Source organism: Pseudomonas sp. YH-1 (assembly GCF_051990045.1).
Classification (GTDB): domain Bacteria; phylum Pseudomonadota; class Gammaproteobacteria; order Pseudomonadales; family Pseudomonadaceae; genus Pseudomonas; species Pseudomonas nicosulfuronedens.
Window position 1 is genome coordinate 4,047,947 of record NZ_CP178184.1, and the last position, 13,372, is coordinate 4,061,318.

Below are 13,372 nucleotides of genomic sequence, written 5' to 3' on the forward strand. Positions count from 1 at the left end.
CTCTCTTCGGTTCAGCGGTCAGTCTTGATACGGGTCCATTCGCGGGTGATCACGCGCTGGATTTTCGGCGGCAGGTCGGCGGAGACGTAGAGCTTCTCGATCACCGCGTCGCTGGGGTAGATGCCGGGGTTGTCACGGACTTTCGGGTCGAGCAGCGGCGTGGCGTCGGGGTTGGGGTTGGCGTAGCCGACGTAGTCGCTGACCGGGGCGATGACTTCCGGGCGCAGCAGGTAGTTCACCAGCTCGTGGGCGCCCTTGGGGTTCTTCGAGTCGCGCGGGATGGCGAGCATGTCGAACCAGAGGTTGGCGCCTTCCTTGGGGATCACGTAGCGCACGTCGATCTTCTTGCCGGCTTCCTGGGCGCGGGTCTGCGCCTGCATCACGTCGCCCGAATAGCCGACTGCCACGCAGATGTCACCGTTGGCGAGGTCGGTGGTGTACTTGGAGGAGTTGAAGTAGGTGATCGACGGACGCAGCTTCTGCAACAGCGCGGAGGCCTTGGTGTAGTCCTCGGGGTTGGTGCTGTTCGGGTCAAGGCCCAGGTAGTGCAGCGCCTGCGGGATGATCTTCACCGGTGCGTCGAGGAAGGCCACGCCGCAGCCGTGCAGCTTGGCGAGGTTTTCCGGCTTGAAGATCAGGTCCCAGGAATCGAGCGGAGCGTTGTCACCCAGGGCGGCCTTGACCTTGTCGTAGTTGTAGCCGATGCCCACGGTGCCCCACATGTAGGGCACGGCGTACTGGTTGCCCGGGTCGGCGGCTTCCAGGCGCTTCATCAGGCGCGGGTCGAGGTGCTTCCAGTTGGGCAGTTGGGCGCGGTCGAGTTTCTGGTAGACGCCGGCGTTGATCTGCTTGGTGAGGAACTGGCTCGACGGCACCACCAGGTCGTAGCCCGAGTGACCGGAGAGCAACTTGGCCTCTAGCATTTCGTTGGTGTCGAAGACGTCGTACTGGACCTTGATGCCGGTGTCCTTCTCGAAGTTCTTCAGGGTGTCCGGGCCCATGTAGTCGGACCAGTTGTAGAAGCGCACCAGCTTGTCGTCGGCCTGGGCGGCGGTGGCGCAGGCGAGGAGGGTGAGAGTGCTGGCGAACAGAACGCGTTTACGCATGACTTGTCCTTATCTTCAGAGAACGCGGCTGAGGAATTCCCGCGTGCGCGGGTGGTGCGGATTGCCGAAGACCTGCGCGGGCGGGCCTTCTTCGATGAGCTCGCCCTGGTGCAGGACCACCACGCGGTCGGCCACTTCGCGGGCGAAGCCCATCTCGTGGGTGACGACCACCATGGTCATGCCTTCGTCGGCCAGCTCCTTCATCACCTGCAGCACTTCGCCCACGGTTTCCGGGTCCAGCGCGCTGGTGGGTTCGTCGAAGAGCATGGCCTGGGGCTTCATCGCCAGGGCGCGGGCAATGGCCACGCGCTGCTGCTGGCCGCCTGAGAGCTGGCCGGGGTAGTGCTCGGCCTTGTCCGACAGGCGCACCCGTGCCAGTAGACGGCGGGCCTGGTCCAGCGCCTCGCCCTTGGGCACACCGAGCACCTGGGTCGGCGCTTCGATGATGTTCTCCAGCACGGTCATGTGCGGGAACAGGTTGAAGCGCTGGAAGACCATGCCGATGTCGCGGCGACGCCGGGCGATGTTGCTTTCCGAGTCGCGCACCAGCTTGCCGTCCGGGCGTTCGCGGTAGCCCATCAGCTCGCCGTTGACGCGAATGCTGCCGCCCTGGATGTCTTCCAGGTGGTTCATGCAGCGGATGAAGGTGGTCTTGCCCGAGCCCGAGGCGCCGATCAGCACCACCACTTCGCCCCGGCGTACTTCCAGGGAAACGCCCTTGAGGATTTCCAGTTCGCCGAAGGCCTTGTGCACGTCGCGGGCCTGGATTACCACGTCTTTCATGTCCGGGATCATCTCAACGCCCCCTCAGCAGTTTCATCGCCTGCCGGCCGAACAGGCGGTTCGAGGCGGCTGGCTGGCCATCGGATTTGCCGAAGCGCACTTCCAGCCAGCGCTGGAAGAAGCCCCACAGGGTGGTCAGGGCGAGGAAGTAGATCGCCACGACCAGGTACAGCTCGAACACGCGGAAGGTCGCCGAGGTGACCATCTGGGTGCTCAGCAACAGTTCCTGTACGCCGATCACGCTGACCAGCGTGGTGTTCTTCAGCATCACGTTGAACTCGTTGCCCAGCGGCGGAACGATCACCCGGAAGGCCTGCGGCAGCACGATGCGGCGCATCAGCTTGGGGAAGGTCATGCCGAGGGATTTGCCGGCCTCGTACTGGCCCTTGTCCACCGCACCGATACCGGCGCGGATGATCTCGGCCATGTACGCGCCTTCGTTGAGGCCCAGGGCGATGATCGCGGCCTGGATATTGCCCGGCAGGATGAACAACCCCAGGTCCAGGTCCTCGAAGCGGAAGATCCCGCCAGCAGCCAGCGCGGTGTAGAGGAAGACGATCTGCACCAGCAGCGGCGTGCCGCGCATCAGCCACACGTAGAAACGCACCGGGTATTGCAGCAGCGGATTGGTTGACAGGCGCATCAGCGCCGCCAGCAGCCCGAGCACGCAGCCCAGGAGCATGGCGCTGACGGCGATCACGCAGGTCAGCCACAGGCCGTAGAGGTAGATATCGCTCGGTCGCAGCAGGTACTGCCAGAACACGTCCCAACTGAAGTTCATGTCTCGTTACCTCAGTCCAGTTTGTCGCCTTCGATATGCCACTTGGCCAGGAGCGCGGCGTAGCTGCCGTCGGCCTGCATGTCCTTGATGATCTGGGTGACGGCTTCGCTCAGCTGCTTGTCTTCCTTGCGGATGCCCAGGCCGGTAAGGATGCGCGCGAAGGCCGGCACGCCGATCTCGAACAGGTCCGGCGCGGTGCTCTGGTAGTAACCGGCGGTTTCCACGGTGGTGCCGTAGGCGTCGGTCTGGCGGATGCGCAGGGACTGGAAGGCGTCGGTGTCGGTGTTGTAGACCACCACTTTCATCGGCGGCTTGCCGGCCTTTGCCAGCTTCTCGTTGTGGGCCTCGAGCAGGGTACGGATGGTTGAACCGTTGAGCACCGCGACCTTCTTGCCGGAGAGATCGTCCAGGGTGTGAATGCCCTCGGGGTTGCCCTTGCCGACGACCACGGCCTGGCTGGAGTACATGTAGTTGACCATGTCGATCACTTCGCGCCGCTCGGGCTTGTCGAACAGTTGGTCGACAAGCATGTCGCACTGACCGGCGAGCAGCGCCGGGATCAGCCCGGAGAAGGGCGTGATGCGCCAGTCGATCTTCTTGTCGCCCAGGCGCTTGGCGATGGCTTCGCCCAGGTCGATGGTGACGCCGGTGAGCTTCTGGTTGGCGTCATAGAAGCCCATGGGCGGGGAGTCCATGCCGCCGCAGAAGGTGACCTTGCTGGCGTTCTGCAAGCGGTCGGGAATCTTCACATCGGCATGCGCCAGGGGGGCGGCCAGGCAAAGGGCGAGAAGGCACTGCGGGATCCTGCGTTCGAACATGTTGCTCTCCGGGGTGGGGTTGCCAGGGGCAGTTCAGGGACACAGAAGTACGGGTCTAGGCGCCCGTTGCTTCGATTCTCTTCTTCGTGGATCGGCTTCGTGGATTTCGTTTGGGTGGATTGCGCGTTGGTGGATGGCGCCTCAGGTGGCTTGCGCCTCGAGGAATTTCGCCAGGGACGGGATGGTTCCCTCGATGTGGTCGCAGATCACCCGCTCGGCTTCGCGGGCATCGCCCGAGCGCAGGGCGTCGAGGATCACCGCGTGTTCCTCGCGGGCGCTCATGGGCTTGTCGACGTGCTGCAGCCACAGGCGCATGTGCGGCTCGATCACGGAGTAGAGCGCGGTGATCTGCCGTTGCAGGCGCGGACGTCCGGAAAGGCTGCAGAGGTATTCGTGGAAGGCGCGGTGGCGGCTGACCCACCCGGCGCTGTCGTCGCGGTAGTCGTCCATTTCGTCGAGCATGCGTTCGAGGCGGGACAGGTCTCGGTCGGTGAGTTGCGGCACGGCGAGGCGGATGGCCAGGCCTTCGAGGGCGCTGCGCATCTCGAAGACTTCGCGCATTTCCTCGATGTTCAGGCCGCTGACGATGGCACCGCGATTGGGTCGCAGGGTCACCAGGCCCTCGGCGTCCAGGCGCTTGAAGGCACCACGCACGGGCATGCGGCTCATGCCGATGTCGCTGGCGATGTCCTCGGCCACCAGGCGGTCGCCGGTCTTGTAGCGGCCGGTGCAGATGGCCTGGAGGAGATAGTCGTAGGCCTCGTCTTCGGCGCTCATCGGCGGGCGGGCAGCGGGTACCAGGCGCATGGGGTGTTTCCTCGTGGATTTTTGGATCCAATTATCCATGCATGCAGTTAAGCAGTTGCCGTGCCAATGCTGGCGAAATGATTGGAACTGGCCGGGGTAGAGCGGTAGGCGTAGGAAGGCGGGGTGGGAATGATGGAATGGGACGGGGCGAAACGGTAACGGATAGGGTATTTCGTGCGCGCTTGCGGTGCGCTTCGGTAACGTTGTGGTGCATGGTGGGCGCGTATGTGTAGGAGCGGGCCATGCCCGCTACCAAACCCGTGTCGGGCGCTTGTGGCCGGAAAATTGGGTTGGATACCGGCCGGATCGCGGGTGTGGCCGCTTCTATAGGTTCTACGCTCGCTCCTGCTCTTCGTAGGAGCGAGCTTGCTCGCGAACCGGCTCGGCCGGCGGTTACGTCCCGATCACGCCCCCATTGTCCTTGGTGATCACCAACGTCGTCGAACGCGGGATGCTCTTGCCGTCGCTGGCCGGGAAGCTGATGCCCGGGTGCTGGATATTCACCCACAGCGTCTTGCCATCCGGCGTCTGGGTGATGCCGGTCAGCTCGCAGCCGCGCGGGCCGACCAGGAAGCGCCGCACCTCGCGGCTGTGCGGGTCGGCGCAGAGCAGCTGGTTGCAGCCCATGGCCTGCATCGCCGGGACATCGTCGTCGTAGTCGGTCTCGATCCACAGGCGACCGGCGGTGTCGAAGTACAGGCCGTCCGGCGAGGAGAAGATGTCGCCGTTGATGGTGCCGATCAGGTTCTCCGGCGCGCTGGCGCCCTTGTGCTCGCCGGCCAGCAGGAAGATTTCCCACTGGAAGGTGGTGGCGGTCGGATCGCCGCCGGTTTCGTTCCAGCGCAGGATCTGCCCATGAAGGTTCTCCTGGCGCGGGTTGGCGGCGTCCACCGGCTGCTTCTTGCCGCGCGCATCGTTGTTGGTGAGGCTGACATAGACCTCGCGGGTGGTCTGCTGCACGGCGACCCATTCGGGGCGGTCCATGGGCGTGGCGCCGAGCTTGTCGGCGGCAGCGCGGGCGTTGACCAGCACTTCGGCCTGGCTGGCGAAACCGTTCTCGGCGGTCAGACCGTTCTGCCCGTGCACCAGCGGCAGCCACTGTCCGCTGCCGTCGGCGTTGAAGCGGGCGACGTAGAGGGTGCCTTCGTCCAGCAGGTCAATATTCGCCGCGCGGTTGTTCGGCTGGTACTGGCCCGCCGGGACAAACTTGTAGATGTACTCGCCCTTGGTGTCATCGCCGTAGTAGAAGGCCATGCGGTTGTCGGCGCCCAGCGAGAGGGTCGAGCACTCGCGGCAGAAACGGCCGACGGCGGTGCGCTTCTTCGGCGTGGATGCCGGATCGAATGGGTCGATCTCCACCACCCAGCCAAACCGGTTCGGCTCGTTGACGTGGCCGCCGTGGGGCTGGTCCGCCTTGGGCGTGGCGTCGAAGCGCTCATCCACCGCTTCCCAGGCGTAATAGTTGCTGAACTGGCCGTTGGACAGGCCGTAGCGCTTGTGCGAAACGCGCTGGGCGTAGTCGCCCTTGTCGCGGTTGACGAAGTACTGGTGCCAGTTCTCTTCGCAGGCCAGGTAAGTGCCCCAGGGCGTAACGCCCATGGAGCAGTTGTTCAGGGTGCCGAGCACCTGTCTGGCCTCGGGGTCGCTGGCGGTGCGCAGCAGGTCGTGGCCGGCCAGGGGACCGGACAGGTCCAGCGGCGAGCTGCCGGTGATGCGGCGGTTGTAGCTCGAGCCTTCGACACGCTGCCAGTGGCCGCCGGCGTCCTTCTTCACCTCGATCACGCTCAGCCCGTGGGCGGCGATCTCCTTGCGCACTTCGCCTTCCGGGCGGCCGCGCGAACCATCGGGGCGGGCCTCGAAGGTCTGGCCCTTGGGGTGCAGCGTCGGGTTGATGTACTCGTGGTTGATCACCAGCAGGCCGTGGCTGTCCGGCGCATCGGGGAAGGGGAAGTAGTGCATGCCGTCATGGTTGTCGCCGGCCTGCAGCTCCTGGGCTTTCCAGTCCTCGCTGGCGTCGCCTTTCCAGGCCGGTGAGCCGCTCACCACGGCGTCGCCCCAGGAGAAGAACGGCCGTGCGCTGTAGCCTTCGGCGACGATCACCCGGTCGAACTTCGGGTCCTGCTGCACCGGCACGCCCTTGAAGCCCAGCAACCCGGTGGGCACCGGGGCGTCGGCGGCGAACAGCGAGCGGCCGGGGAACAGGCTGCCGCCAAGGAAGCCGACGGCGCCCAGCACCAGGCTGTTCTTCAGCAGGCGGCGGCGCGAGGCATCGATGAGCTCGCTCATCGGCACGTTGCCGGAGGGGTTGATCGGCTGGTCGTCGAAGGCGGAAAGCTGGGCGTGGAAATCGGTTGGTTCAGCACTCATCGGGACGTCTCTTGGATCCGGTAATGGAAGGTGTTGCGCACGTTGGCCACGGTGACGGCCTGGCCGTCGATCACCCGTGGCTGGTAGCGGAAACGGGTGGCGGCCTGTAGCGACGGGCGCTCGAACACACTGTGGCTGCAGGCGCCGGGCACCACGCGCGGGTCGCGCACCGAGCCGTTGGGGGTGACGGTGTATTCCACTGTGCAGTCCCCCTCCAGGCGCCGATCGAGGGCTGTGTCCGGGTAAGTCGGGGCCTTCTTCACCAGCGGCTGGTAGTTCTGCGCGGCGCGGGCAGCTTCGGCGGCAGCGGCTTGTTGCGCGGCAAGTTGGCGGTCGCGCTCGGCACGGGCCTGCTGTTCGGCCTGCTGACGTTCGCGCAGCTCCTGTTCCCGGCGTTGCTGCTCGGCGAGGCGCTGCTGCTCCTGGCGTCGCTCTTCGCGTTGGCGATCCTCGCGCTCGCGTTGTTCGGCCTTGCGCCTGGCCAGTTGGGCCACATCGGGTTGCGGCTTGGACGGGGGCGGCTCGGCCTGCGGTGCTGGCGTGGTGACGGGCTCGGGAGGCTGCACCGCGGGGGGCGTCGGGACCACGGGGGAGGGGCTCGGCAGGCTGACCAGCGCGGTGCGCATCACCTTCGGCGCCGGTGTCGTCGGCGCGGATGGATGGAAGCCGATGTACAGGCCGACCAGCGCCAGGGCGTGCAGCCCCGCGCTGATGGCGGCCGGCAGGGCGCGGCGGGTGATCCTCGGGTTCACGATTGCGGGGCCTCGGTGATCAGCCCGACATCACTGACGCCGCCGCGTTGCAGCGCGGCCATGGCGGCGATCACCCGGCCGTAGTCCACCGCCTGGTCGGCGCGGATCAGCACCTGGGTGTCGGTACCCAGGCGGGTGAGCTTGGCGGTCAGCTCGTCCAGGCTGCCGGCAACGTCGGTGCGCTGCTCGGTGTCCACCTGGCTGCCCAGGTACCAGTGGTAGCCGCCGTCGGCCTGTACCGTGAGGGTCAGCACCGGGCGCTCGGTTTCACTGGGCAGCGCTTCGCTGGCCACCTTCGGCAGCTCCACCTTCAGGCCCTGCTGGATCATGGGTGCGGTGACCATGAAAATCACCAGCAGCACCAGCATGACGTCGATGTAGGGCACCACGTTCATTTCCGCCTTGGGCGCGTGCTTGCTGCGTATGCGTCGCATGGCCGGCCTCCGTTCAGGCCGCCGCGGCCAGCGCCGGGGCGGCGTGGATGCGGCGGTTGAGCTGGGCCTGCAGCTGTTCGGCAAAGGCGCAGTAGCGCCCCAGCAGCTGATCGGAACCGGCGGCGAAGCGGTTGTAGGCCATCACCGCCGGGATCGCCGCGAACAGGCCGACGGCGGTGGCCACCAGCGCCTCGGCAATGCCCGGTGCGACGGTGGAGAGTGTGGCCTGTTGCACGCCGGAGAGGCCGATGAAGGCGTTCATGATGCCCCAGACGGTGCCGAACAGGCCGATGTAGGGGCTGGTGGAGCCAACGGTGGCGAGGAACGGCAGGCCCCGCTGCAGGCGTTCTTCCTCCTGGGCGATGACCACGCGCATGGCGCGCTCGCTGCCTTCGATCAGCAGCGCCGGGTCGATTCCCGGCTCGTCGCGCAGGTGCAGGAATTCCTGGTAGCCAGCGTGGAAGATGCGTTCGACGCCAGCGTCCTCGCCGGGCTCGGCGGTTTCCCGGAACAGCCGCGGCAGGTCACCGCTGGCCCGCCAGCGGGCTTCGAAGGTGCGCAGGCGGCGACGGGCGCTGCCTAGCAACAGGCTGCGCTGGACTATCACGTACCAGCTCAACAGCGAGGCGGCCAGGAGGATCAGCAGCACGGCCTGGGCGAGCGGGCTGGCGGCTTCGACCAGCCCCCAGAGGCTGGTATGTTCGAGTGTGGCTTGCATGGTGGTCTCCCGGTAGGGCTCCCCTTGAGGGGAGCGCGGTGGTCAGTCGAGATCGAGGACACGGGCGACTTCCGCCCAGGGCACGTACTTGAAGTTCTGCGTGCCTTCGGGCAGGCGCTTGCGGCCGTCCTGCACCACCAGCATGCCCTGGCCGAACGCACCGCCCAGGTTGGCCGAGGTAACCTCGATGCCGTCGGTTTCCGAAGTGCCGTCGATACCGGCAGCGGCGTTCAGGCCAACGCGGAAGGCACCGCGCACGCGGTAGGGTGCTTTGGCGTCGAGCACCAGGTAGCTGTCGTTGCCCTGGCTGGAGACCAGCAGGTAGCTCGCCTTGGCGCCTTGGTAGAGGGCCAGGCCCTCGACGTCGTCATGCAGCAGGTCGCCCACGGCCAGTACCTGTTCCGGCACGCCAGGTGTGTCGGGCTCGGCGCCGAGGGTCCAGACGGCCACGTCTTCCTCGCCGAGGAACAGACGCTGGTTGCGATCATCGGCAACGCAGCCCTCGGGCTGGCTGGCGACGCGGAACTCGCGCAGCAACTCGCCCTTCACCTTGCCGTTGGGGGCACTGAGGCGGTATTGCTGGAAGCGACCGTCCTTGTCGTTGACGAAGGCCTGAATGTCGCCGTCGCGGGGGGCGTACAGGCACAGGCCGTAGACTTCTTCCAGTGGCGTTGGCACGCGGCCGATCTCGCGCACCTTGCCGTCAGCCGGCTCGATGGCGAACAGCGTCAGGCTGTTGTCGCTGCGGTTGCTCGCCACCGCCAGGTCGACGCGGCGATTGCCGAGCCGGAAGCCGTGGCGCACGTCGACATTGTTCACCAGACCGGAAGCCAGGCTCTGCAACTGGCGACCCTGGAGGTCGAAGACCAGCAGGCCTTCCTGCTTGTTGGTGCCCAGTACGCGGCTGAGTTTCGGGTTTTTCGCGCTGACCCAGATCGCCGGGTCATCGGCGGCGTCGCCATGACGCTGCACGCTCTGCGTCTGCACCGCCGGCATCACCTCGGGCAGCGCGCGGGGGCCTTCGGCGTGTGCGGGCAGGGCAGGGACTTCGGCGTGGTAGTAGTGCCCGCTGGTATCGTCCTGCAGGACGATGCGCAGCGTGCCGGCCTGTTCGGCGGCTGCGAGTTGTTCGGCTTTCTTCGGGCCACTCAGTGCAATCGCGCCGAGGTTCTCCCAACCGTTGCCCTGACGCACGTAGCGTTGCAGGGCCGGGCCCTTGTCCAGCGCGAGCACACCGCCGGATACCACCGCCAGTCCGCTGACCGATCCGGCGAGATTGCCATAGGGCGCGCTCAGGTCCACCGGCAGGCGGCTGCCGTCTGCCTCCGGGTTGGCACCATAGGCCCACAGGCCGATGCCGGGTTCGTCGACGTACAGGGTGCCGTCGCTGTCGTCGGTACGGCACAGCTCGGCGCTCGGCGGCAGGGCCAGGCGTCGCACCTTGCGCGCCTCGCGTTCGAGTCGCTGGCCGTGGCCGACCAGCCATTGCTCGCCCTGGCCGTTCTCGCCGACCAGGAACAGGTAGAGGTTGGCGCTGGCGTCACGGTAGAGGCACTGGCCGTTGACCGCGAAGTCCGGGCTTGGCAGGCGCAGCGCAGCGCCCCAGTGGCCGTTGCCGGCCAACGGCTGCAACAGCGGCTGTTGGCGTTCGCGGTCGAAAGTGGCGAGCAGGCTACCGTCGCCCCAGGGGCGTTGGTCGAGGAAGTCGTAGCGGCCGGCGAGACGACCGCGTTCGCTGCCTGTCTCGTCCAGCAGCAGGAGGCCGTCGCGCTTGCTGGCGACGACGCTGCCGGCGCCGGGCAGCAAGGCGATGGCCTGGGCCTTGGCACGGGTCGGCCAGGGTTGCAGGGCGACGGATTCGGCGCAGGCATGGCCGGCCAGCAGCAGGCCGGCGAGCAGCGGAGCAAGGGAGTAGCGGCGTTTCATGGAGGGCGTCTGTCCTTGTGGTGCTGCGCGGACGCCGGCGGACCGGCGTGCGCGGTCCTCAGAAGTGGGTGAGGGTCAGGCCGACGGTGTAGGTCGGGCCGTACTCTTCGTACTGGTAGTTGTAGCGACGGTGGCCGCTGTAGATGTAGTAAGGCTCATCGCCGAGGTTCTCGGCGTTGAAGAACACCTGCAGGTTGTCCGTCAGCGAGTAGCGCGCGCTGAAGTCGATCTGCGTCTGGTCGTCGACACGGCTGTCGTAGCGCTTGTCGCTGACGTTGCCGACCTCATAGAGGTAGTCGGACTTGTAGTTGGCGGTCAGGCGCAGGCTCAGGCGGTCCTTCTCGTAGCCGATGAGCAGGTTGCCGGTGACGTCGGATTGGCTGGGCAAGTCGATGTTGCGCTGGTTGCCGTCGGCATCGGCGATCTCGGCGCGCGAGCGGCTGAAGGTGGCGTTGGCGCCCAGCAGCAGGCCGTCCCAGGGCGCGGGGAGCATGACCATTTTCTGCGACCAGGCCAGTTCCAGGCCGTAGACCTTGGCCTTGTCGCCATTGGCGAAGGTGGACGCCTCGTCGAAGTCCGCCCAGGCGCCGCTGCCGGCGAGGTCGGTGTTGTAGACGAAGTTCTTGATGTCCTTGTAGAACAGCGACGCCGAAACCACGCTGGCGCGCCCCAGGTAGCGCTCGATGGCCAGGTCCAGGTTGTGCGAGCGCAGGGCGGCGAGGTCCGGGTTGCCGAACTCCGCTTCGTCGCCATCGATGGCATAGCCGGGCGCGAGTTGTTCGAAGGTCGGGCGTACCACGGTGTTGGTCCAGGCGGCGCGAATCTGCGTCTGGTCGTCCAGTTGGTAACGGGCATGCAGGCCTGGCAGCCAGTTGTGGTAGTCGCGCTTGCGCTCGATGGCCTGGTAGTCGCCGTTGTCGATGCCGGTGCCCCTGGCCTCGAAGTGCGTGCCCTCGTAGCGCAGGCCGGCGATGAAACGCCAGTCACCGACGTCCACGGTGTTCATGAAGTAGCCGGCGTCGATGTCTTCGTGCATGCGGAAGTCATTGATGGTGGAGGCTTCCTCGTCGTAGTACTGCGCCGAATCCAGCCCGCCGATCAGGCGCTTGACCGCGTCGGCGGATATTCCCTGGCCGAACTTCTGCAGGCGGTAGTGCACGGTGCCGTCCAGGGCGTTGGCGAGGTTCAGCTGGTCGTCGCTCAGGCCGGCGTCGGCGAGGTCCTCGTACTGCCAGACCTCTTCGTCGTTGTCCTTGGTGCGCCGGCTGAGCTTGCCGCCGAATTTGAAGGTCGACGGGTTGCCGGCCAGGTCGTAGTCGCGGGCCAGGTCCAGACGCAGGTTCTTCTCGCGGTCTGATGTGTAGGACTTGCCCCACTCGACCTTGTCCAGGCTGAACTGACTCGGGTCGTAGAACGCCGGGTCGATGTTCAGGCGTGGCTTCTCGCTGTCGTACCAGCCACTGTCCATGTCGCCGCCGCTGTAAACGACCGGGTCGATGTGGCCGGGGCTGTCCTCGTCGGATTTGCTCCAGCCGGCCTGGCCGCTGAAGGTCCAGTCGCCGCGACGTTGCTCGCCGCCGAAGACGTAGGACTGGATGGTCTGGGTTTCCTCGCGGTGTTTCAGGCGGCGCTCCACCTCGGCTTCGCCGCTTTCGCCTTCGGCCAGGGCGTCCTCGAAGTCGATCTTGGTGGACTGGCGTGTCTCGTTGTCCTTGAACTCGCTGTAGAGAGTGCGCAGCCAGAGCTTGCTGTCGTCGTCGGGGCGGTAGTCGAAGTTCAGCGCGCCGCCGCTGCGCTCGCGCTGGATGTCGTAGTCACGTTGCTCCAGGCTGTTGAGTCGGGCACCGTCGTCGAAATCCCAGTCGCCGCCGGTCTCGACGTTGTCGGAACCGAACTTGCGCTTCTGCCAGCTCAGTGCGGCGGCCACGCCGAAGTTGTCGATGCCGTCGCCGAGGCTGAAGCGCTGGCTGGCGGCGCCGGAGTATTTCGGGCTGAAGCGGTTGGTGTTCTCGTCGTAGCTGGTCTGTGCGGTACCGCTGAAGAACAGGCCGTCGTGATCGAAGGCGGAGAGGCTTTCAACCTCGATGGTGCCGCCCAGGGAGTTGGCGTCCATGTCCGGGGTCAGGGTCTTGACCACTGACAGCGACTGGATCAGTTCGCTGGGCAGTACGTCCAGCGCCACGGCTCGGCGTCCGGCCTCGGGCGAGGGCACCAGGGTGCCGTTGATGGTGACGGCGTTGAGGTCCGGGCCGAGGCCACGAACCCGTACGAAGCGGCCTTCGCCCTGGTCGCGTTCGATGGAGGTCCCCGGTACGCGTTGCAGGGCTTCGGCGGCATTGCTGTCGGGCAGCTGGCCGATGCTGTCGGCGTGTACCACGCTCTCCACGCTGTCGGAGCGGCGCTGCTGGCGCAGGGCCTTGTCGAGGCTGTCGGCCTGACCGTACACGGTGACGCTTTCGCCAACCTCGGCAGCTTCCTCGGCCCAGCCCGACGGTGTGGCGGCGATCGCCAGCGCCAGGGCGCTGACCTTGAACAGCGGACGCAGCGTCCGCGGCAATTGTTGATCGATCACGGCATTTCCCCTTGTGCCCGTTCCTTCGACCGGGGCGATTCGGCCCGGTCAACTGGGGAGCGGAAGCTAGGCAGCGGGAATGACGGTTACGTGACAGCGATGGCCTGCGAGCCCCGGAATACCGGGGTTTCAGCCGTGACAAGGGTGTTTTTGAGCCCAATTGACCCGGTGCGTTCGGCTCAGCCCCGGCGGCAGGTCGCGCCGCGTGGCGTCGGTGTTGGCGGCACAGGTTTTTTTTGCAGGATGAGGGCAGTTTCGAGTGAGCCGATTGCACCCTCGGCACTGTCATCAAAGCATCACGCGGACCT

General features: G+C 66.3%; 11 protein-coding genes. All 11 read right to left on the minus strand.

The genetic code is table 11. From position 1 onward, the window contains the following. Positions 1-11: 11 nt before the first annotated feature. Positions 12-1,106 (minus strand): polyamine ABC transporter substrate-binding protein, encoded by a 1,095-nt coding sequence (locus ACKI1H_RS18700; protein ID WP_440465901.1) that lies wholly within the window; start codon positions 1,104-1,106, stop codon positions 12-14. A gap of 15 nt (positions 1,107-1,121) precedes the next feature. After that, positions 1,122-1,901 carry an amino acid ABC transporter ATP-binding protein gene (locus ACKI1H_RS18705; RefSeq protein ID WP_138216802.1) on the minus strand — a complete coding sequence of 260 codons (780 nt, stop codon included), beginning with the start codon at positions 1,899-1,901 and terminating at the stop codon, positions 1,122-1,124. A gap of 1 nt (position 1,902) precedes the next feature. Continuing rightward, positions 1,903-2,670: an amino acid ABC transporter permease gene (locus tag ACKI1H_RS18710; RefSeq protein WP_045207506.1), complete on the minus strand. Its 768-nt coding sequence runs from the start codon at positions 2,668-2,670 to the stop codon at positions 1,903-1,905. 11 nt (positions 2,671-2,681) lie between these two features. After that, positions 2,682-3,488, minus strand: coding sequence for an ABC transporter substrate-binding protein (locus ACKI1H_RS18715; protein WP_138525714.1), 807 nt, complete (start codon positions 3,486-3,488; stop codon positions 2,682-2,684). A 141-nt stretch (positions 3,489-3,629) separates the two neighbouring features. Then, complete coding sequence (locus ACKI1H_RS18720; RefSeq protein ID WP_138525715.1) at positions 3,630-4,295, minus strand: GntR family transcriptional regulator; 666 nt, start codon at positions 4,293-4,295, stop codon at positions 3,630-3,632. A 393-nt stretch (positions 4,296-4,688) separates the two neighbouring features. Then, positions 4,689-6,662, minus strand: coding sequence for a PhoX family protein (locus tag ACKI1H_RS18725; protein ID WP_440465902.1), 1,974 nt, complete (start codon positions 6,660-6,662; stop codon positions 4,689-4,691). Beyond that, a complete protein-coding gene (locus tag ACKI1H_RS18730) occupies positions 6,659-7,414 on the minus strand; it encodes an energy transducer TonB (protein ID WP_246084913.1) in 756 nt (251 codons plus the stop codon). Before ACKI1H_RS18730 ends, ACKI1H_RS18725 begins: the two co-directional genes overlap by 4 nt. Then, the gene (tolR, locus tag ACKI1H_RS18735) at positions 7,411-7,848 is read right to left on the minus strand and encodes a protein TolR (RefSeq protein ID WP_138525408.1); all 438 of its coding nucleotides are present in this window, start codon (positions 7,846-7,848) and stop codon (positions 7,411-7,413) included. Before tolR ends, ACKI1H_RS18730 begins: the two co-directional genes overlap by 4 nt. 13 nt (positions 7,849-7,861) lie before the next feature. Then, entirely contained in the window at positions 7,862-8,566 is a 705-nt protein-coding gene (gene tolQ / locus ACKI1H_RS18740) for a protein TolQ (RefSeq protein ID WP_138525409.1), read from the minus strand. A gap of 42 nt (positions 8,567-8,608) precedes the next feature. Then, a complete protein-coding gene (locus ACKI1H_RS18745) occupies positions 8,609-10,492 on the minus strand; it encodes a phytase (RefSeq protein ID WP_138525410.1) in 1,884 nt (627 codons plus the stop codon). Between the two features lie 58 nt (positions 10,493-10,550). Continuing rightward, positions 10,551-13,064, minus strand: coding sequence for a TonB-dependent receptor (locus ACKI1H_RS18750; protein ID WP_440465903.1), 2,514 nt, complete (start codon positions 13,062-13,064; stop codon positions 10,551-10,553). Positions 13,065-13,372: the final 308 nt, after the last annotated feature.

Coding starts and splice junctions, on each gene's coding strand:
- ACKI1H_RS18700 (WP_440465901.1), bottom strand. CDS start 1,106: ATGCGTAAACGCGTTCTGTTCGCCAGCACTCTCACCCTCCTCGCCTGC.
- ACKI1H_RS18705 (WP_138216802.1), bottom strand. CDS start 1,901: ATGATCCCGGACATGAAAGACGTGGTAATCCAGGCCCGCGACGTGCAC.
- ACKI1H_RS18710 (WP_045207506.1), bottom strand. CDS start 2,670: ATGAACTTCAGTTGGGACGTGTTCTGGCAGTACCTGCTGCGACCGAGC.
- ACKI1H_RS18715 (WP_138525714.1), bottom strand. CDS start 3,488: ATGTTCGAACGCAGGATCCCGCAGTGCCTTCTCGCCCTTTGCCTGGCC.
- ACKI1H_RS18720 (WP_138525715.1), bottom strand. CDS start 4,295: ATGCGCCTGGTACCCGCTGCCCGCCCGCCGATGAGCGCCGAAGACGAG.
- ACKI1H_RS18725 (WP_440465902.1), bottom strand. CDS start 6,662: ATGAGTGCTGAACCAACCGATTTCCACGCCCAGCTTTCCGCCTTCGAC.
- tolR (WP_138525408.1), bottom strand. CDS start 7,848: ATGCGACGCATACGCAGCAAGCACGCGCCCAAGGCGGAAATGAACGTG.
- tolQ (WP_138525409.1), bottom strand. CDS start 8,566: ATGCAAGCCACACTCGAACATACCAGCCTCTGGGGGCTGGTCGAAGCC.
- ACKI1H_RS18745 (WP_138525410.1), bottom strand. CDS start 10,492: ATGAAACGCCGCTACTCCCTTGCTCCGCTGCTCGCCGGCCTGCTGCTG.